Source organism: Pantoea conspicua (assembly GCF_002095315.1).
Lineage (GTDB): Bacteria > Pseudomonadota > Gammaproteobacteria > Enterobacterales > Enterobacteriaceae > Pantoea > Pantoea conspicua.
This window is the reverse complement of record NZ_MLFN01000049.1, coordinates 12,672-32,545: the sequence shown is the minus strand read 5'-3', so window position 1 is coordinate 32,545 and position 19,874 is coordinate 12,672. Positions and strand designations below refer to the sequence as shown.

The 19,874-nt window shown below is 52.3% G+C and carries 14 protein-coding genes and 1 pseudogene; 9 read left to right on the top strand and 6 right to left on the bottom strand.

Going from position 1 to position 19,874, the window contains the following annotated elements:
- Positions 1–4 precede the first annotated feature (4 nt).
- The 3 genes from HA41_RS15430 to HA41_RS15420 all read left to right on the top strand — a co-directional run bounded on the left by HA41_RS15430 (position 5) and on the right by HA41_RS15420 (position 3,705).
- On the top strand, positions 5–1,789 hold the full coding sequence (locus HA41_RS15430) for a GGDEF domain-containing phosphodiesterase (RefSeq protein ID WP_094121522.1): 1,785 nt from the start codon (positions 5–7) through the stop codon (positions 1,787–1,789).
- 225 nt (positions 1,790–2,014) lie between these two features.
- Positions 2,015–2,224: a DUF1471 domain-containing protein gene (locus tag HA41_RS15425; RefSeq protein WP_094121521.1), complete on the top strand. Its 210-nt coding sequence runs from the start codon at positions 2,015–2,017 to the stop codon at positions 2,222–2,224.
- Positions 2,225–2,511: 287 nt separating this feature from the next.
- The gene (locus HA41_RS15420; protein ID WP_094121520.1) at positions 2,512–3,705 is read left to right on the top strand and encodes a diguanylate phosphodiesterase; all 1,194 of its coding nucleotides are present in this window, start codon (positions 2,512–2,514) and stop codon (positions 3,703–3,705) included.
- A 1,486-nt stretch (positions 3,706–5,191) separates the two neighbouring features.
- On the opposite strand, the gene HA41_RS15415 is transcribed toward HA41_RS15420, so the two are convergent.
- Entirely contained in the window at positions 5,192–6,265 is a 1,074-nt protein-coding gene (locus tag HA41_RS15415; protein WP_094121519.1) for a RepB family plasmid replication initiator protein, read from the bottom strand.
- Between the two features lie 2,117 nt (positions 6,266–8,382).
- On the opposite strand from HA41_RS15415, the gene HA41_RS15410 reads away from it, so the two are divergent.
- The 3 genes from HA41_RS15410 to HA41_RS15400 all read left to right on the top strand — a co-directional run bounded on the left by HA41_RS15410 (position 8,383) and on the right by HA41_RS15400 (position 11,533).
- Positions 8,383–8,685: a Rossmann-fold NAD(P)-binding domain-containing protein gene (locus HA41_RS15410; RefSeq protein ID WP_094121518.1), complete on the top strand. Its 303-nt coding sequence runs from the start codon at positions 8,383–8,385 to the stop codon at positions 8,683–8,685.
- Positions 8,686–9,350: 665 nt separating this feature from the next.
- A complete protein-coding gene (locus HA41_RS15405; RefSeq protein ID WP_094121517.1) occupies positions 9,351–10,553 on the top strand; it encodes an AAA family ATPase in 1,203 nt (400 codons plus the stop codon).
- Positions 10,550–11,533, top strand: a complete 984-nt coding sequence (locus HA41_RS15400) for a ParB family protein (RefSeq protein WP_094121516.1) — start codon at positions 10,550–10,552, stop codon at positions 11,531–11,533. Before HA41_RS15405 ends, HA41_RS15400 begins: the two co-directional genes overlap by 4 nt.
- A gap of 156 nt (positions 11,534–11,689) precedes the next feature.
- Here HA41_RS15400 and HA41_RS15395 read toward each other — a convergent pair whose 3' ends face one another.
- The 3 genes from HA41_RS15395 to HA41_RS15385 all read right to left on the bottom strand — a co-directional run bounded on the left by HA41_RS15395 (position 11,690) and on the right by HA41_RS15385 (position 14,420).
- Positions 11,690–12,232 (bottom strand): chorismate mutase, encoded by a 543-nt coding sequence (locus tag HA41_RS15395; protein WP_094121515.1) that lies wholly within the window; start codon positions 12,230–12,232, stop codon positions 11,690–11,692.
- Positions 12,233–12,719: 487 nt separating this feature from the next.
- On the bottom strand, positions 12,720–13,886 hold the full coding sequence (locus tag HA41_RS15390; protein WP_094121514.1) for a zinc-dependent alcohol dehydrogenase: 1,167 nt from the start codon (positions 13,884–13,886) through the stop codon (positions 12,720–12,722).
- Positions 13,887–14,420 (bottom strand): SRPBCC family protein, encoded by a 534-nt coding sequence (locus tag HA41_RS15385; protein WP_244175134.1) that lies wholly within the window; start codon positions 14,418–14,420, stop codon positions 13,887–13,889.
- Positions 14,421–14,648: 228 nt separating this feature from the next.
- Between HA41_RS15385 and HA41_RS15380 the strand changes: the two genes are divergently transcribed.
- The gene (locus HA41_RS15380; protein WP_094121523.1) at positions 14,649–14,894 is read left to right on the top strand and encodes a hypothetical protein; all 246 of its coding nucleotides are present in this window, start codon (positions 14,649–14,651) and stop codon (positions 14,892–14,894) included.
- 4 nt (positions 14,895–14,898) lie between these two features.
- Here the strand turns inward: HA41_RS15380 and HA41_RS15375 are convergent, their stop codons facing one another.
- Positions 14,899–15,828, bottom strand: coding sequence for an N-acetyltransferase (locus tag HA41_RS15375; RefSeq protein WP_094121512.1), 930 nt, complete (start codon positions 15,826–15,828; stop codon positions 14,899–14,901).
- A gap of 54 nt (positions 15,829–15,882) precedes the next feature.
- A complete protein-coding gene (locus HA41_RS15370; protein ID WP_094121511.1) occupies positions 15,883–16,428 on the bottom strand; it encodes a GNAT family N-acetyltransferase in 546 nt (181 codons plus the stop codon).
- 343 nt (positions 16,429–16,771) lie between these two features.
- Here HA41_RS15370 and HA41_RS15365 point away from each other — a divergent pair.
- Together HA41_RS15365 and HA41_RS15360 are read left to right on the top strand one after the other, a co-directional pair.
- Positions 16,772–19,131, top strand: a pseudogene (locus tag HA41_RS15365) (glucose/quinate/shikimate family membrane-bound PQQ-dependent dehydrogenase).
- 143 nt (positions 19,132–19,274) lie between these two features.
- Complete coding sequence (locus tag HA41_RS15360; protein ID WP_094121510.1) at positions 19,275–19,847, top strand: pyridoxamine 5'-phosphate oxidase family protein; 573 nt, start codon at positions 19,275–19,277, stop codon at positions 19,845–19,847.
- Positions 19,848–19,874 lie beyond the last annotated feature (27 nt).

Below are 19,874 nucleotides of genomic sequence, written 5' to 3'. Positions count from 1 at the left end.
ACACATGCTAAAAAATTTAAACGGCGACGACGAGCGCCGTACCCGTGCTTTGCAGGCGTTAAGCAACCCTGATGAAAGCCGGGACGACGTGCTCAGAAAATTTGTCAGGCTAGCCAGCCAGGCGTTGAGTATACCGGGCAGCTTCATTTCTGTGCTGGATGATGAGTTACAGACAGTACGCGCGGCACACAATTTCGCACTGGAGCGTTCAACCCGGCAGGACTCCTTATGTCGCCACGTCGTCGACAGCGATAGCGCGGTTATTGTACCCGACACCTATCTTGATGCGCGTTTTGTCACCCATCCGTTAATTACCGGCGTGCCATTTATTCGCTTCTATGCCGGCGTGCCGTTAAAAAACCGTGAGGGGATCATTCTGGGCACCTTGTGCGTGACTGACACCGCGCCGCATGCATTTGGCGCTGACCAGGTCACCACGCTGAAGCTACTCTCAACACTGGTGATGTCATTTCTGGAAGCGTGGCATTCCGCCGGCTTTGCCGATCCGGTGACCGGTTTACCTAATCGCCAGCGTCTGATCCGCGATTTGCAATACCTGGCCGTGGCAGGCGATACCACGCCGCGGCGGCTGGTGCTGATCGATTGCATCGACATGTCACGTGCTTACGAGCTGGCCCGCACGATGGGGATGGGCCCCGTTGAAAATCTGCTGAAAGATATGGCGACGTTGTTGCCGCTGCGGCTGCGTCCGGCGGTGGGCGAAATGCTCTATACGGTCGCTACAGGCCGTTTCGCCATTTTAACCCGTGCAGATAGCCGGCTGAGTGCGGCGTGGGTCGCGGGCCGTCTGGAAGGCATCAGTGCTGATATGGATGAAGGCTTGTCCGTGGCACTGACCACCCACACTGGCGAGGCTGACTTTCTCGCTGGCAGCGTGCCGGCACCTGAAGTGCTTCGTCGGGCGGTCAGTGCACTCAACGAAGCGGTGGGTCGGGGCTTGCCTTCACACCGCTTCGACGTGGCATCAGAGATGCAGCGTACCGAGGATTTCGTACTGATGACCGATCTTAAAATGGCCTTGCGCGACAATGTCGGGCTCTATCTGGTCTATCAGCCAAAGATTTGCCTGCACAGTGGTAAACCGGTCGGACTGGAAGCGCTGGTCCGCTGGCATCACCCCACACGCGGTGAACTCTCTCCCGCAGCTTTTCTTCCGCTGGCTGAGCAGACCGATCTGCTTTCCACCCTGACGGCCTGGGTGATCGATCAGGCCGTTGATCGCCTGCGACGACTGCGGAATAACTATATCCAGTTGCCGTTAACCGTCAACGTCAGCGTCCGCGACTTTTCACGTGAGGGGTTTGCCGCCGCGCTTGAGAGTAAAATGCTAAAGGCAAAACTGCCGACGTCGCTGCTGGGCATCGAGTGTCTGGAGACCGAACGTATCATTGAAAGCCCGACGGCTTTGCGCGCCCTGGAATTGCTGAAACACCGTGGCTTTGGCATTTCGCTCGATGATTTCGGTTCCGGCTACAGCAATATCAGCTATCTGCGACGAATGCCGCTTGATGTGATTAAGCTGGATCGTTCACTGATCAGTGAACTCTCCTCTGATACGGCTTCACGTATAATCGCTCGCAGCATTATCGCTATGCTCAAAGAGCTGGACTATGTGGTGCTGGCAGAAGGCGTCGAGTGCCCCGATGCTGTGCGCTCGCTGACCGAATATGGCTGCGATCAGGCACAGGGCTTTTTCTACTCAAAACCCCTTACGGAAGAAGCGCTGAATCACTGGTTGCACTGGAAACTGCGCGGAGAGTGTTATTGAGGCGGGCATCGATCAGGCTGAAAAGATCCCAGGCGCTGTCTGTTGCAGACAGCGCTTTGTTATTATCGCCGTTCAGGCAGATTGATCCGGCCTAAGCAAAGACACTCAAAATATTTGAAAATTAACAGCAAGGCATCCCTATTCCCCTTCCTCGTCATTACACCTGCTATTCACCCCATCGAGGCAAAATACCTCTTCAGAACAAAAAGAACTGAGGAAATGACCATGAAAATCATCAATAATTTTGTTTCTGTTGCCGCCCTGACGCTGATCTCTTTCAGTAGTTTTGCCCAGAGTATTACCGTAATCGCCTCTACGCTGGATGCCGATGAAGCGAAAATCGCGACGCAGGCCAAAGATGCTGGCGCGTCATATAAAATTACCGGTGTCCGTGTCGACAATCGCGCGTACGTCTCTGCTGATCTGATCAAATAAGCTCAGCTGTTATCTGACAGCGCTGCCCAAAATGCGGACTTTTTTGCATTCAGCTTCCCCCATGTGGCCTGCTGCTCTGTTTCCGGGGTGTCTGAACGCCGTTTCACCAGGCGTATATCTTCAACTTTTTGCCGCTACGGTTAAAAGTTTGTTACCAGTCAGTCTGCCGTTTCGCTTACTCCCACCTGTGATGGTGCAGTCTGTGCGACGATGAATAAGGTTAGATGCAACATTATTTGAACAATGTTAGCGTGTCCCCCGACAATCACATAAAACCGGAGCTGCACATGCTGACCACAATAATATATCGCAGCCATATTTCGGATGACTTTCCCGTTAAGACCCTGCCCGAAATGGTGAAAAATGCCAGCAGAATTAATGCGTCTCACGATGTGACCGGCATTTTATTGTTTAACGGTACGCATTTTTTTCAGCTGCTGGAAGGGCCTGAAGCGGGCATTCTGGCTGTTTACCGTCGGATCTGCGCCGATCGGCGTCATCACAACGTGGTGGAGTTGATGCGTGACTACGCGCCTTCCCGCCGCTTTGGTAATGCCGGGATGGAACTGTTTGACCTGCGCGAGCACGACCGTTCTTCGTTGTTGCAGGCGGTGCTTGACAAAGGCACCTCGAAATACCGTTTGACCTATGATGATCGGGCGCTGCAATTTCTGCGGACTTTTGTTGAATCACGTGAGAAAGAAAATTACTACGAGGTTCTGCCGCCTGGCTACTGGGAATTCATTTCTGAACGCAGCGATGTGCCGGACTCCAGACCGCTCACCGAAGGGGTCAGTTTCCGGCCGGTAGTGGATCCGCTGGCACGTCAGGTGACCGCTATTGAAGCGACCACTACACGTCCGACAGGCACGGTATCTGAGCAAGTAGCGGGTCAGCAGCTCTACCTGAACGATCTTGAAACGGTGAAAAAGACGTTTGCGCATGCTGGCCTTGTCTGCCCGGACGGTATGACGCTCTACGTCAGCCTGCTGCCTATGACGCTGGTGGTGGTACCGGATGCCGTTAAACAGATTGTCGCGGCGATAGAGCAAGCGGGTCTGGTGCCCGAACAGGTAGTAATCGGGGTTAGCGAAACCGAAGTTATCTCGCAGCTTGAGGCATTTTCTGAAGCTGTGCGCGAACTTAAAGCAGTAGGGATCAGCCTTTCAGTCGACAACTTTGGCGACGGCTCGGCTGGCTTATCATTACTTACGCATATTCAGCCAGACCGTATCCGCATCGATGCAGGAATTACGCGCGATGTACATCGCAGTGGCCCAAAACAAGCGGTGGTACAGGCGATTATCAAATGCTGTTCAGCACTGGAAATCACGGTGATCGCGGCTGGTATCGTGCAGGCTGAAGAGTGGATGTGGCTGGAAGCCGCTGGCGTGATCAATTTCCAGGGAACCCTGTTTGCCGCCGCAGGACGATATGATGCCCGGTCTGTTGCCTGGCCGGAATACCGCGAAGCGATGTAATCCTCGCGCCGCGGCCCGTCACAAATACAGGGCTCGCCGGATGGCGGGCCCTTTTTTTATCCTGGTTTCAGTCCTCGCTTTATTGGCGTTTGTAACGCATAGCGTGTTACAGGTTTGTCACGCATCCGAATGTTACAGGCTTAACCTAACCACTATAGCGAGTAAACATGCTTGTCTATCCACTGTAGCGAGTAACAAAAGCGTCTGATTCTGCTGCTTGCCTTACCATTACCGAAGCCGAAAAAGACGCATATCCACTATGGCGAGTAAACACAACCAATCGGGCGTCAGTACAACCACTGTAGCGAGTAGTATGCGTAATAATTGCGCGCAGACCACCGTTGCGGATGATTATTCAGAAATATACTCTGCAGATTACCACTATAGCGAGTAGCTGAAACTTATCGGCAAAGCGATTTAGTGTAGCTCTGAATGCAGCCTGTCTTAAGTTCAGGTACTGCCTAATCACGTCAGCGAGATTCTTATCGCGCTCAGCTAACCACTGTAGCGAGCAGATTCAGCGATGCCGTGGATGAGGTTATCGACGGAACGAACACTGCGCCTGCAACGTCTTATCACAGGCACCCATCACTGCCGCAGGCCTCAGCCTCAGGCGTTATCACCTTTATCCGGCACCCGCTAACCACTATAGAGAGTAAATCGTTGTGCAATGTGACGTTTGCCAGCCACTTCATATAACGTAGCGGCATGAATTTCCATTGCGCTATCGCTGAATAACCACTGTAGCGAGTATCTGTAACCAATAACTTCAACCACTGTAGCGAGCATTTAACGTCGCCATCTCAAATAAGAACCACTGTAGCGAGCATTTGACCCCGCCACTTCAAATAAGAACCACTGTAGCGAGCATTTAACCCTTCCACCTCAAATAAGAACCACTGTAGCGAGCATTTAACTCTGCCACCTCAAATAAGAACCACTGTAGCGAGAAGGTAAGAAGCTTGCTGACTTTTTTATGAACAAAAATGAGCGGTAATGGATTAAAAAATGATCTGTGAACCACAGCGGTAAAGAAAACGGTCAGAGAAACCCGGCTTTGCAGGCTTACACCATGGTGTTCAGAGGATAAATTTATAGTGAGTAACCACTATAGCGAGTAACCGTTAATTGCCGATGTCCTGGCTGGAAGGCAGAGCAGCACAGCTAACGCAGCAAGTATCGGACATCACATTGTGAATGCGCCTCACGAAGAACCACTTAAGAGAGAGCTTTCCGGAAAGGAGATCGATAATAGTCGGTTCCAGGGTGGAACATAGCAGGAAATCAGTCGTTCCGGAACCTGAAGCGATAGAGGCGGCAGGGATACCATCAGCTGGATGCCAGCGTCCTAACCACTATAGCGAGTGATGTTTCTCACACTCACTTCAGCGGTTAGGATTTGAAGCATTACTCGCTACAGTGGTTAGCGTACTGTGTGACCCCTGCATATAATTTTACTCACATTAAACATTTATCAATCAAAAACTTATCTCTTTTTCTCATTCCGTATTTTATTCAGTAACTCTTTTTCTTCCCGTGACACCATCACTAATTCGCTGCTCTCCTCTTCCGGCAGGATATCGGGCAGATTTACGTCAATAATGCCCTCATCGCTGTCGATGTCATCGTAGTCATCAATATCATCATCGATTAAGCCTGACTGGTTAAATGGCAGCTCTGCCGGGCGAAGCTTTGGATGGCGATAATGGACCCAGAAATAGACTGACGAGCCGCGCTTGGTTTCGGTGTAGTCGAGATAACCAATCTCTTTTAACTGCTCCATCGCTTTTCTCACGGTCGCATTCTGTGTGATAACGCGGGAAGTAAGGTTAAGCCTGGCGCGCAGCCTTGCCATAGATATCGGCGCAGGCTTTGGTGGCAGGCTTTCAATGAAGGTGTAAAGCGCCTGTGCGGACTCTTTGCGTGCCAGTTCGTTAATGGCTTTAAGCTGCAACAGCACTTTTCTGTCGAACTGGTACAACTCAAAGATCTTAGGATCGGCCTGCAGGGTCACCGTATCTTTTTTAATACTGTATTTAGCGGACTGCACCAGGTGCGTGGTGTAGTTTTCACCGCCTTTGCTGGTAAAGGTCAGGGTATTAGAAGCGATACGCGTCAAAGAAGCGTCCAGACGGTTCCTGAGCTTCGATGAGAGACGAACTGATGGGATGCCACACAGCTTTGCAAATTCGACGAAAGAGAGCGTTACAGTGTCTCCCAGACACTCATGCGTAGCGAATGCACGGATGATACCTACCCAGGTTTTAAAGTCGTTGTCCATATCCAGACGGGCACCCAGGATCTTGATGTTGTCATACCCTTCCGATCTCACCAGCGAAAGCTGCTTCAGATCCTGCGTGACATCCATCGCGTTCATCTGGTTTTTCTGACTGCGCGCAGTGGATTTTAGCGTGGGAACAAACAGGCCCAGACGCATCAGAGCAACAGGCTGCACCGTGTTGTTACTGTTGGGGGTCAGGGTGACAACTTCACCGGTGCGTTTGTCTGTTTCACTAAACGCTTCAGCTATGTTCAGGATATCGGGTTCTTTTTTTGGCATATAACAGATCCGTGATGTGAACAAGCGAGAGTCGCCGTTACTCTATACAGTGGATACTAGCACTCACTACAGTGGTTAATCTACTCGCCACAGTGGTTTTTTATCTCACTACAGTGGTTAGTTTACTCGCTACAGTGGTTGGCAATCGGCTTTCAGCCCACGAATAACACGGCCTCGCCCGGTATGGGGATCTATAGGGGCCTCGGTATGGGGATCTATAGGGGCCTTTAGAGGATCTTACATGGATCTGTTATTGGATCTGCTCAGTGGATAAAACGGCAAAAAACATGTCAGACAGCAGTGGAAAAAAAACGCGAACTTTACCATGGGCTCCCCTGCCCGCTGGCGATTTCCAGTCACAGTGGGAATAACAGCCCTGTCTGTGAAGATTAGGTTATACACAGGGAAAAGATGATTTACTCGCTACAGTGGTTATCGGTCACTCGCCAGCGCGGTTGCTTTTCTCGCTACAGTGGTTATTTTACTTACCACAGTGGTTATTGTTCTCGCTATAGTGGATATCACCCCTGTCTTAGCCCTTGTCTGGTAAGGGCCAGGACGGATCGGGGATCTATTAAGGATCTTAGTTTGATCTATAGAGGATCGAACAATTGGATCTGACCTGTGGATAACGAGGACAAAATGAATCGCTGAGGGTGGATAACCTGCTGTCCCGGTTCAGACAGAGTAACAACACGATAAACTCAGAAAGGGGGTTTGCCTGTTCGCTGAAATAAAACAAGAAAGGTCATTACCGATTTAACTACGCCAATCTCTGTAAGGCTGTTTTAGATTAGATGCAAAATAAAACGGAAGAGCAGCCAGACATCTACTCTTCCCGTTCCGGTCAGTAAACCCGGTATTTTTACTGCCTGGTGTCTGAAAAGGCTCAATTGCTAATAGCCGGAAAAGCGAAACAGGTGCTGGCTATAGAACTCTCCGTCAATGACGTTGACCTATAACCACTCAGATCAGAAACCGCACTCCCAAACAGACAGGGGATCATTGAAACAGATCAGGTTCATACGCTGACTAAATTTTTAGCCATACCTGCTTTGATCTACTTATCTTGTTTTATTCAGCGTTTTGTTCACCACCAATTTTTTACATTTAACCATTTGAATTTTAATTATTTTTAACTAATTTTCATGATGAAAACACCATGTTCTTAGACTTAACCCGTCTTATCTGGGGTCAGAAGCAGCTGCAAAAGTGTGAAAACCTGCCTGCAACTACTCAAACAATACAGGTAGCCAATACGTGACTTCAGCCAGTATTCAAACGTAACAATAATGCCTAAGCCCTGCTTCGCCAGATCTAAAGCAAACGTATATATGCACTACAGCTTGCTAACGTAACACCAAAAAAGCGATCATCGCCCCTTATTTCTGGATAACGCTTCAGTCGCGGCGGCAGAATGTCGTCATAAGCGCGCCTTTCAGATTCAGCTAAAGCACACCGCGTAGTTCCTGATGAGAGCTTCCAGATTCATAAAGCGCATATCGCATATCGCATATTCAATAATAAGAGATGTTATACGCATAACCAGGGTCAGAACTGCCTCAGTTGTCGCTACGCTACAGGTGGTGCGGATACAAAATGGGACCCCAGGGTGGCCTTAAGCCCTGTAATCCTTTCGCTTACCGTTAAAGCCGAAAGTCCAGGTTGTATTGCTGCTGACTGAAAAACCTTAGCTTTAAATATGATGATAAGATCGATAATTGATCTACAGATGCTGTCTCTCATTATTCGCTTTTACGAACAGTCTGGTCACTGTTCATATTTCCCGTAATTATCAAACATTCTCAACCGGTCTATAAAGAAAAAGAAAGTTAGGCTTCTTTCTCTGGCGAAGAGAACAGATAGGTTAGTTAAGGTTAAATCAGTAATTTGTATAGATGATAAAAATGTTCCGATCACCGGGCCGAATAAAGGTATAAGGTTCGATACAGTCCGACAAATGGATCTTCTCAATTACCGAATCTGGCTTGTCGCGATGAATTGTGCAGCCAGACTGCGCGGCAAAAACTGTTCGCGGAGTGTATCGAAACCCGATTGGGACTTATGGACATCACGTAGCCAGCAAAGGCTGAGCCTGCTCCTCAGCAAATTGATGAATGGATATCCTTATCATCAATAACGTCGGCATTTCAGGTATTCAGAGTGTCAACTCCAGCGCGCATTGCATCAATGAGAATAGGATGGTCTATGATACAAACCTACCAGGTGTCATAAGAGTGACACAGACTTTTCCACCGCTGCTCAGAGCAGTTAATGAAGAGAGGACCATTATAGACAGTAGAAAACCGGGCTCGCTGGAATCGGTTTACGAGCCGGGCCATCCCGATTTTAAGGGTAACGAAATGAGGTATTACAGTTCAAAAATGGCGCTTAATGGAATGGCCATCGCCTTTGCTTGAGAGCGACAGGATGCGGGGATCACCATTATAATGGTTGATCCGGGTTACACCGCTACCGATTTCAATGGGCACTCTTGCAACGGTACTAACTGGCTTAATGCTGGGGCGGTTAAAAGGTGGCAGACCAGCTTCCCTTTACCCGAATCAAAAAAACATATTGCCATTTAATATCCTTTTCTGACAGCCAGAGGAGTCGCCCGTGATGAACCCGCAACTGTTGCCCTTTTCGCGAATCAAAAAGCCTCTTAAGATTTTTTTAAAAGAAATTTCACCTTAGCAATTTTTCATCTAGTGATATGAAAAATAAGGTTTTTTATTGGATTTTCACGATGAAAACACCCTTTTCTATCCATTACTATTTCCGATTCGTCGCAGCACTTTTCCGCTTCATGTATTAACTAATAAACATCTCTCGTTATCGCACCCTTCACTAACATCATTCCCGGCACAGGCTGTCACGTAGCGATCAGAAACTTAAGCGACTCGTAAACTGCTACTGTCAGCTACGCTGCTCTTCCGTTAACAGACAATGGGTCATCAACCACAGAGCGTACATAGCATTCCATCCGATCGTAAAAAATCCAGGTTTTTGGCATTTTTCTAAAAAAATTGGCAGATAAACGCTTTTTGTGTAGTATGCAAAAAACATTAATGCAGAGGGGCTTATGAAGCGTGACTATGGTGGTGTGCTGGAAATGGCAACGCGTGCCAACTCCATGTTGCACGGGCTGAGCAATCACATCGAGCAGCAGCGTCAGGAATTTAACCAGACCGGTTTTTATCAGACTTTCTCACGAAATGCTGTCGCTAACATGCCACTGCTGAGTAAGCATGCGGTTGTTGCTGCCATCAGTGACATGGAAGAAGCTGGCTATCAGTTTGGTAAGAAGCAGACCGGTAGCACCTCACAATATGCATTAACCATTCAGAACGTGGTCGATATTTACCAGCATCGCAAGGTGCCCAAGTACCGTGATAAGCATGAAGGCCCGTTTGTGATCTTTGTGGTTAGCCTTAAAGGCGGCGTCTCCAAAACGGTCAGCACCGTGACGCTGGCTCACGGTATGCGCGCGCATCCTTCTATGCTGCACAATGACCTGCGTATTCTGGTTATTGACCTGGACCCACAAGCGTCCAGTACCATGTTCCTCAGCCATACCAACAGCGTCGGATCGGTACTGGAAACCGCCGCCCAGGCGATGCTTAACGATCTGGATGCCGACCAGTTGCGCGATCAGTTTATCAAGCCAACGGTGATGCCTGGTGTTGATGTGATCCCGGCCTCCATTGATGACGGCTTTGTCGCTAGTGACTGGGAAGAACTGGTCGCACAGCATCTGCCTGGCGTTGCACCTTCCGAAGTGCTGCGCCGTAACGTGATTGATCGTCTGGCGGGTGATTACGACTTTATCTTCCTTGATACCGGCCCACATCTGGATTCCTTCATGCTGAACGCCATTGCTGCCAGTGATGTGCTGCTGACCCCAACACCACCGGCGCAGGTCGATTTCCACTCCACCATGAAGTACCTGACGCGCCTGCCGGAAATGCTGGAGCGCATCGAAGCGGAAGGCGTTGAGCCACGCCTGAAGGCAAATATTGGCTTTATGTCAAAAATGACCTCCAAGCATGATCATCTCACTTCACAAAGTTATGCACGCGAAGTGTTCACTAAATCGATGCTGGATTGCGGTCTGCCGCGACTGGATGGCTTTGAGCGCTGCGGCGAATCGTTTGATACGGTAATCAGTGCTAACCCGTCTTCGTATCCGGGCAGCGCCGATGCGTTACGCAAAGCAAAGCATGAAGCAGAGCAGTTCTCAAGGGCTGTATTTGATCGTATTGAATATATCAGGAGCACCCTGTGAGCAAACCGATCCAGCGCATTGGCCGCAAATTCGGCGACTCCGCCATTGCCAGCATGATCGACAGCAGCAGCCAGTCGCGCACCTTTACCCTCAAATCGGGTATGAAGGCGACCTTCGTGCGGCAGTTGATCCCTCATGATGACATTGAAGCAAAGACCTTTGTCGACCCGAAGATTAACGGGCGCGATCAGAGCACGCTGACGGCAGAATCGCTCAGGGAGATCACCCGCACCATTACGCTGCAACAGTTCTTCCCAGCCATTGGTCGCATTACTACCGACCGCATTGAGATCATGGATGGCTCACGTCGCCGGGCAGCCTGCATTCTTTCCGGAGCCAGTCTTGAAGTACTGGTCACCGCAGATGAACTGAGCATCAGCGATGCCCGTCAGCTGGCGGCAGATATCCAGACTGCCAGAGAGCACAACCTGCGTGAGCTGGGGCTGCGTTTTATGATGATGAACGAACAGGGCATGAGTAAATCGGAGATTGCCATAGCGGAAGGGATCTCGAATGCCAAAGTGTCGCGCGCATTCCAGGCCGCATCGGTACCGGCTGAGTTTATCGAACTTTTCCCGGTGGTGTCCGAGCTGACGCTACAGGATTACCAGCTGCTGCTGGATGTCTGGGAAGAGGCGAAAGCTGAAGCGGTAGACGCCAGCGAGCTGACCCGCCAGATTCAGGAGAAGTTATCCAGCGAGGCTGCACCGAATAAGATGAGTGACGATGAGAAAAAATCGGCCATTCTTAATTACTTTAAAGCCGCCAGAAAACATCTTAAAATGCCCGCGCCTGCGAACAAGACGGTGACAGAAAAACTGGCCACCTTCAGCACCGCCAATACCTATGCACGTCGTAAGACCAACGATGAGAAGCGCACCGTGCAGTATGAATTCAGCCGTTTGCCGAAAGAGGTTACCGAGAAAATCGATGCCTCCATCAAGCAGATACTGGAATCAATGAAGCAGAACAATTCGTAGCATTTGTAAAACCGGCGAGTGCCGGTTTTTATTGCTGCCAGTCACCAGACAATACTCCTCCCTAATCCTCGCTGTAAACGCGACCGCATCGCTGATGGATCCGGCTTCAGACGTTTAAGTTCATGCAGCTGCACAGCTTACTCCGCTGAATGAGGATTAATGCATACGCTGGATGCGAGCGAGGGCCGCCATAAGGCTATTTTTATCCGCTTCGCTGAGGAGGGGGGCGGTGAGCTGGGTGAGCAGCCACGCGCTGTCGTCTTGCGAGAATGCGCTCGCCATCAGGTACTGGCTGATGGCTGTCAATAACTGATTATCCAGCCGCTGTATCTGTTGGCGGGTATCGGCCAGATCCCTGACGGGCTGGTTATCCGGCGTGGACAACCAGTCAGCCCGATAGCGGTACTGAACCGCCTTACTGGCATTCATCAAAGCATGAACAAAGGGTTCGACGGAATGGGGTTCAAGCCCGGCCTGTCGGGCATTTTCCAGCATGTTTTCCAGCACCGCCTGTTCACGCGGCAGATCCTCGACAGGTAAATGGTGCAGCGCTTTATAACCTGCAACCTGCTTCATAACCTGCATGCGCTCATTCAAGGCGGTAGAAAGCGCACCGAGCGATACCGAAGAAACTGAACCTGCAAAAACGTTACTGCACATAAACAGGGAAGAGAAAAAAAATGCCATACATTGTGTCATTTGCCTGCTCCGTAGATAAAACTGGCACTAATTCAGGCGCGAAAAGATAACTCAGTGTGATTATTGTGTTTTCAGGATGTGAATTGTCAGGAGTGTCAAAGCGGTGAGGGCAGGTCGTTAATTTTAAATACTTTTTTGTTTTAGGTGGTCACAAAACCTTCATGTCTTTATGCGATGCTGGCCGGTCGGGGTTCAATGTTGAACGGGCACAGTTGCGTTGTGGCAGAGCCCGCCGTCGCAGCCTTTCCGCCGATGCGTCAGGCCTGATGTCCTTGTCGGGCGAAGAGCCATTACCGGGTAACAGGCGAACAGGGCAGACGGATTTGGCTGGAGTAATCATGTCAGCCACTGCATGCCTGTGGTGATGCGGCGGGAGCAAATTCAGTGCCGTCAACGATAGCCTGACCCTGGGGTCCGACGGCAATCTCAGAGGTGTCAGGCTGGGAAGGAAATGTAATGGGGCCGCCAGTCCGGACGGCCCCATCGTCTAGGGAACGAAAACAGCGCGTACGCAACCCTCTTCTTTATGTTTGAACATCTCGTAACCCCGCGGCGCCTCTTCCAGCGGGAAGCGATGCGTTGCCATAAAGGCCGGGTTCAGTTCATTCCTCGCGACATGCTCCAGCAGACGATGCATATAACGCTGGCCATGCTGCTGTGCCGTGCGGATGGTCAGGCTCTTGTTGATCATCAGCCCTAGCGGAAATTTATCCATTACGCCGTAAACGCCGAGAATAGCAATGTTGCCGCCCTTACGGCAGACATACATTGCCTGACGCAAAGCCGCGCCGACATCGGTTTCGAGATGCAGCATCTGTTTAGTTTTATCGTAAACCTGGCTTAAGCCCTCGCCACGCGCCTCCATGCCGACGGCATCAATGCAGCTGTCCGGACCGCGTCCACCGGTAAGTTCCAGCAGCGCTTCGTTGATGTCCACCTGGGTGTAATCCAGCGCTATGCTGCCCGCGTAATCGCGCGCCATCGCCAGTCGCTCCGGATAACGATCGATCCCAATCACCTGATGAGCGCCCATCAGCCACGCGCTTTGCTGCGCCATCAGACCGACGCCGCCACAGCCCCACACCACCACCGTGTCACCGGGATGGATGTTGCAAAAATCAGCCCCCATATAACCGGTCGGAGCTGCATCGGACAGAAACAGCGCCTGTTCATCGGTCACACCCTCGGGTATGACGAAGCAGTCATTATCGGCAAACGGCACGCGGACATATTCAGCATGTGATCCGGCATAGCCGCCAAATGCGTGACTGTACGCGTAAATGCCGCCGGTGGCATGACCGAGTACGGTTTCACCTTTCTCCCATTGCGGATTGGTATTGTCACAACAGGAAGGCAATTGATGCTGGCAATACCAGCAGGAACCACAGGAGATGAATGAGGGCACCACGACGCGATCGCCACGGCGAATATTTTTTACCGCGCTGCCGACTTCAACCACTTCGCCCATGAACTCATGACCGAGGATGTCGCCTTCGCGCATACTCGGGATCAGGCCGTCAATTACGTGCAGATCGGAGCCGCAGGTGGTCGTCAGCCTGACACGAACAATCGCATCGTGAGGATTTAGCAGACCGGGATCGGCCACGGTTTCGACACTCAGATCGTTGACGCCATTCCAGCATAGTGCGCGCATTTATTTCTCCTTATCCTGTCGTTCAGCGTGGCGACCTGCGGGCTGGCCTTCCAGCGTAGGGATTTCTCCGGTTTCGGCCAGGCATTTGAAGCGATGCAGCGCTTTACTGGCCACCTCTTTGGGCAACAGGTCAAAAACTTTGGTTACTTTTTTACCCAGCGCGCCACCGGGCGGAATAAAACGCAGGGTCAGCGCCAGTTCTGTTCCCCATTCACCAGGGGCCGGGCGTAGCAGCAGTTCGCCCTCGTTAGGGATATCAGCGCCCTCCAGCGAACGCCAGGCGATGATTTCACCGGGCTGTGCTTCGACAATCCGGCTTTCCCACGCATAGTGTTTGCCCAATGGACCGTCAATCTGCCAGTGTGCATCGCTTTTATTAACCGGGGTTACCCTGGCAAAGTGGCTCATAATGCGCGGCAGGGTGTCAGGCTCAAGCCACAGCGCAAAAAGCTCGGTCGCGGGCCGTCCTACAGTGATCCAGCGCCGCAGCGTAAGCGTATTGTCGCTGGTGGTTGCTTGAGATTTTTTGGCCAAAGGGTCCTCCGATAGCAGGCTCATTCGAACGGAAATCACTGAGATGAGTTAAGAACAGCCTGTGCAATTTTGCGAGCGAAGCCGTGACGTTATGGCGTTACCACAGGTAACGCATTTTCTGTGCCAGACACCGCAGTCAGCCGCACAGGAAAACCCTTCCGGATGGCAGGATTATGTATAATGCCCGCAGCAAAGAGGCATCTGTTTTAGCAGCAAATAGAGGTGGATATGTCTGCGTCTCAAACTTCTACCGGTGGTAAAAGTGTGGTTGATTTGGTGCTGAGTTTAGAGGGGCAGGTGGCAAGCTGCCCGACAGTGAACTGGCACAAAGGACTGAAAGGTAAAACCAAAATGGCGCTGGAAAAAATTAACGGCGCATTCGACGCAAAACGCATCAGCGCGGAAGAGAGTCTGCACCTGAAACAGCGGGTCTACAGCGTCCAGGATAAATTAATCGAGCTGGCATTGTGGTAATTGGCTACTTTCCTTCCTCTTCTGACATCATTTGCTGGCCCGGCTGGAAATCATCGGGTGTAAAAAAGTGATATTTCAGCACGCAGCGTCGCTGTGCTTTTTCCGCACTTCTCAGTGAGGGCGCGTTGCCAGGAAGTATCGCACCTGTCAGAAGCGCGCTATCGCCATAGCGGTGATGAAGCTGGCGCAGCAACAGCTGCTGAGCATGGGCTGCCAGTCCCTGGCCACGATAGGCTGGCAAAATAACTTCATCCAGAATCTGAAACCCCTCAATAAATCCCACGCGGCGCATCGCGCAAATAATCAGCCCCACCAGCATGCCCTGGCAGATAATCAGAAATACGTTGCCCTGAGCGATATCTTTAGCCAGTTCCCGCTTATTCGTGGCCAGCAACTGATGTCTGATCGCGGGCAGGGCGCGCCAGCTGGCGCGATATGCACGATTGATCGTGGTCAGGCAGACTGGATAAGCTTTCCGCGTGGCAGGCAACAGCGAAATATCAGGCCGGGTGATGGCAGAAAGCGATTCCGGATGATTCAGGAAGATCAGCTGATCGGGAGTGCCAATAGCGAGGTGGGCGGCGGGCAGTAAAATCCGAAGATATCGCGGGTTCAGCGCCTGCCACGCCTGCACGATGGCGCAGGCAACCTGATGGTTTATCGCACCGTCCATCGCGACGACATCGATAAATGGCTGGTCCGGATCGCCGCCGAGATAGCGCGGTCCGGTAAGATAACGATGACCCTCAATGTGGAGTTCACGTTGCAGGAAATAGCGCTGTGGCAGTCCGGTTTCACGCCAGGGAAAAGCGGCAGAGAAACGGGCATCACGGCACCACGCCTGCTGCTGCGTCAGCCACGTAATCAGCCAGCCCCTGAGCCGGTTCGGTGAAACCGGCAGGCTTTGGTAGCGCGATACCATATATTCCAGCATACGAATCCCACCTTATTGCCCGCATCAGGTCCAGCATAGAGGAAAGCTATCGGTTCAGCATCGGGTCTGGTACTCCTCTTTCATCAGGCCAGACAGCCAGTCATCCTGCCATTTACCGGCCAGGAAAAAGTTCTGCCGTAAGGTCCCTTCCTGCACGAAGCCGGCCGAGAGCAGCGCCTTCCGTGAGGCAATATTGCCTGCTGTGACGGTTGCCACCAGCTTGCGGTAACCCTGCTGAGCAAAGCAAAACCGCAGCACCGCATGCAGCGACTCACTACCGTATCCTTTGCCATGAAAGTCAGCGGCGAGAATAAAACCAAACTCCGCAATGCCGTTTCCCCGATCGAAAAATCCGCTGAACCCTGCCGGCAAACCTGAGGTTTTTTCCTCCATCACCAGACAGAGCCAGTGGTCACAGCCTTTATGCCAGGCGGGTAAGCGAACGTCAAACGAATGGGTTCTGATCTCTTCAGCAGAACGCGGGTCGGTGATGTATCTCATTACGGATTCATCCTGACTGACTGCCAGATAGAACGGCCAGTCCTGCTGATTCAACAGCCGGTAATGCAGTCGGGCGGAAGTGATCTCATCGGGTCGCATCGGGCCACTCCTTGCAGGCTGGTTCCACGGCGAAGGTGCATGCCAGAAAGCTAACACAGCCGCTGGATAAGCGGGAGTTAAACTCTCCTGCCTGTTGCGCTGTCAGGGTGCGTCGTTGTGGTATCGCTTCCATAATAATCAGGATGCTTTCGCCATTTGTTTAAATAAACAGCATTTAAGCTTTTTAATTTAATCGATTATAAGTTTAACTTACTGATATTTAATATATATTTAATATATTTTTACACTATGCCACGAAAATACAATGTAAATGACATGTGATAGCGTTTACACTTGCGCTGAAGTTTCTTTACATTTCCTCTTTTTCACCAAGGTTAATTACATGTCACGGGTATCCCGAACACTCAATTTGTTAACGCTGCTGTTTTCTGTCGCCTGCTCTGCCTGGCTGCTGATCGGCGGCGTCTGGTTACTATCGCTGGGCGGTAGCGCGTATTACCTGATCAGCGGTCTGGCGATGGCAGTCTTTAGCGTGCTGCTGTGGCGCAGAAAACGCAGGGCGCTCTATCTCTATGCCGCGATTCTGATCGTCAGTGCGTTGTGGGCGTGGCAGGAAGCGGGCAGCGACTACTGGACGCTGGTTCCGCGACTCGACGTGTGGGTACTGCTGGGGATCTGGCTCATTTTGCCTTTCAGTTATCGTCAGTTTGGCCCGGCCGGGAAAAACCGCTGGCGGCGATGATCATCGCCTTGCTGGCTAACGGCGCGCTGCTGGTGGGATCGTCACTGCACGATCCACAGGAAATAAACGGCGAATTACCCCTGACCGATCGCACACCAGCCGTTTCGTCAGTACCCGCGGAAGACTGGACCGCCTATGGCCGCACGCAGGAAGGCGTGCGTTACTCGCCGCTGAAGCAGATCAATGAGCATAACGTGCAGAACCTGCAGGTGGCCTGGCAATATCACACAGGCGATGTCAAAACCGCTAACGATCCGGGTGAGATAACCAATGAAGTGACGCCGCTCAAAGCGGGCAACATGCTCTATCTCTGTACGCCACACCAGATTCTGCTGGCGCTGGACGCGGTGAGCGGCAAAGAGAAATGGCGCTTTGACCCGAGACTCAAATCCGATCCGTCATTCCAGCACATTACCTGCCGTGGCGTGTCATACCATGAAATGCCAGCGGTGCAGCAGAATAGCGCCTCACAGCCAGCTCACTGTGCGCGTCGTATCTTTCTGCCAGTGGATGATGGCCGTCTGATTGCGCTTGATGCCGCCTCAGGTGAGCGTTGCGAGAACTTTGCCAACCACGGCGAACTGAACCTGCAGCATCAGCAGCCCAATGCTTATCCGGGCGGCTATGAGCCGACTTCGCCACCGATTGTCACCGACAAGGTGGTGATTGTAGCGGGCTCGGTCACCGATAACCTGTCAACCCGCGAGCCGTCTGGCGTTATCCGCGGTTTCGATATCGACAGCGGTAAGCTGGTCTGGGCGTTTGACCCGGGCGCGAAAGATCCGAATGCGCTGCCGGCAGAAGGGGAAACCTTCAGTGCCAACTCGCCTAACTCCTGGGCACCGGCGGCGTACGACGCTCAGCGTGACATCATCTATCTGCCGATGGGCGTCGCGACGCCAGATATCTGGGGCGGCCATCGCACCCCGGAGCAGGAGCGTTATGCCAGTGGTCTGCTGGCGCTGCATGCCTCCACCGGTAAGCTGGCCTGGTTCTATCAGACCGTACACCACGATCTGTGGGACATGGATTTGCCGTCTCAGCCGACACTGGCAGATATCACTGATAACAGCGGCAAGCGTGTTCCGGTGGTGTATGTTCCTGCTAAAACCGGCAACATTTTTGTTCTGAACCGTGAAACCGGTCAGCCGGTGGTGCCTGCACCGGAAACCCCGGTGCCGCAGGGACCGGCGAAAGGCGATCATCTCAACCCGACCCAGCCTTTCTCGCAACTTACCTTCCGGCCGAAGCAGAACCTGCAGGGCAAGGATATGTGGGGCGCAACGATGTTTGATCAGCTGGCGTGCCGCGTGATGTTCCATCGCCTGCGATATGAAGGACCGTTTACCCCGCCTTCAGAGCAGGGCACACTGGTGTTTCCAGGTGATTTCGGCATGTTCGAGTGGGGCGGAATTGCCGTTGATACCGACCGTCAGATTGCGATTGCCAACCCGATGGCGATGCCGTTTATCTCCCGCCTGGTACCGCGTGGGCCGGGTAATCCGATAGAGCCTGGCGCGGCGGGTGCAGCAGGTTCTGGTTCGGAAGCGGGTGTCCAGCATATGTATGGCGTACCCTATGGCGTTGAACTGAATCCGTTCCTGTCACCCTTAGGTCTGCCGTGTCTGCAGCCTTCATGGGGCTTTGTCTCGGCCATCAATCTGCAGAATCATCAGATCGTCTGGAAGAAACGCATTGGTACGGTACGCGACAGTGCGCCGGTTCCGCTGCCGTTTAAAATGGGTGTTCCGATGTTAGGCGGTCCGGTGACGACCGCAGGCAATGTCTTCTTTGTTGCCGGTACGCTGGATAACTACCTGCGCGCCTACAGCGTGCGTGACGGTAAACTGCTGTGGCAGGCCCGACTGCCGGCGGGTGGGCAGGCGACGCCGATGACCTATGCGGTTAACGGTAAGCAATACGTAGTGATTATGGCGGGCGGACACGGCTCCTTTGGCACCAAAATGGGCGATACGCTGATCGCTTATGCGCTGCCGTAATCCCGGTTAATCTGTGCCATTAAGCCCTCGCCGGTCTGCCCGGCGGGGGCTTTTTTTTGCTGAGAACGCTGGGCTGTCAGGCCAGGTCTCTGCTTCCTTGCTACGCTTGAGCCGCCCCCCTTGTGATTAAGAGAGCAAATCGGATGGATCTGAAACAGATTGACGCTGCGGCCTGGCGCACGCTGGGCGAGGCTGCCGGCGATCCCCAGGCGGAATTTCGCTATCTGACACTCTGTACCGTTGATGCCGCTCGTCGACCACAGGCGCGCACCCTGGTGCTGCGTCAGGTCGATAGCGTCATGCGGTCACTGACTTTTCATACCGACGTACGCAGTCCGAAGTGGCAGGAGATGATGGCGAATCCGCAGGTGACGGTGCTGGGATATGCCTTGCAGACCCGGCTGCAGTTGCGCCTGCAGGGACGAGTCGAACTGTATGCGCAGGACAGTGATATCGCCCTGGCCGCGTGGTCGCGGTTACCGGCACACACCCGCAAAACCTACAGCGGCGGACCGCCAGGCGAAGAGACAGAGAGTGAACCGCAGGTTGCAATGCCAGCTTTGACTGGCGAAGCGGGCAGACCGCATTTTGGCGTAGTGGTGATGCGGGTCAGCGAGCTGGACTGGTATCAGCTACAACGAGATAACAATCAGCGGGCGCTGCTGACCTATTCGACGGACGGCACATTAGCCAGTGGCCAGCGCATCACCCCCTGAGCGGCGACGTCCGATCCCGGTCTACAC

Excerpts from the sequence above, each read along its gene's own strand:
- HA41_RS15370 (WP_094121511.1), bottom strand. The coding sequence starts at position 16,428 with ATGCGACCCGATGAGATCACTTCCGCCCGACTGCATTACCGGCTGTTG.
- HA41_RS15425 (WP_094121521.1), top strand. The coding sequence starts at position 2,015 with ATGAAAATCATCAATAATTTTGTTTCTGTTGCCGCCCTGACGCTGATC.
- HA41_RS15420 (WP_094121520.1), top strand. The coding sequence starts at position 2,512 with ATGCTGACCACAATAATATATCGCAGCCATATTTCGGATGACTTTCCC.
- HA41_RS15430 (WP_094121522.1), top strand. The coding sequence starts at position 5 with ATGCTAAAAAATTTAAACGGCGACGACGAGCGCCGTACCCGTGCTTTG.
- HA41_RS15415 (WP_094121519.1), bottom strand. The coding sequence starts at position 6,265 with ATGCCAAAAAAAGAACCCGATATCCTGAACATAGCTGAAGCGTTTAGT.
- HA41_RS15410 (WP_094121518.1), top strand. The coding sequence starts at position 8,383 with ATGGATATCCTTATCATCAATAACGTCGGCATTTCAGGTATTCAGAGT.
- HA41_RS15380 (WP_094121523.1), top strand. The coding sequence starts at position 14,649 with ATGTCTGCGTCTCAAACTTCTACCGGTGGTAAAAGTGTGGTTGATTTG.
- HA41_RS15390 (WP_094121514.1), bottom strand. The coding sequence starts at position 13,886 with ATGCGCGCACTATGCTGGAATGGCGTCAACGATCTGAGTGTCGAAACC.
- HA41_RS15360 (WP_094121510.1), top strand. The coding sequence starts at position 19,275 with ATGGATCTGAAACAGATTGACGCTGCGGCCTGGCGCACGCTGGGCGAG.
- HA41_RS15375 (WP_094121512.1), bottom strand. The coding sequence starts at position 15,828 with ATGCTGGAATATATGGTATCGCGCTACCAAAGCCTGCCGGTTTCACCG.
- HA41_RS15405 (WP_094121517.1), top strand. The coding sequence starts at position 9,351 with ATGAAGCGTGACTATGGTGGTGTGCTGGAAATGGCAACGCGTGCCAAC.
- HA41_RS15395 (WP_094121515.1), bottom strand. The coding sequence starts at position 12,232 with ATGACACAATGTATGGCATTTTTTTTCTCTTCCCTGTTTATGTGCAGT.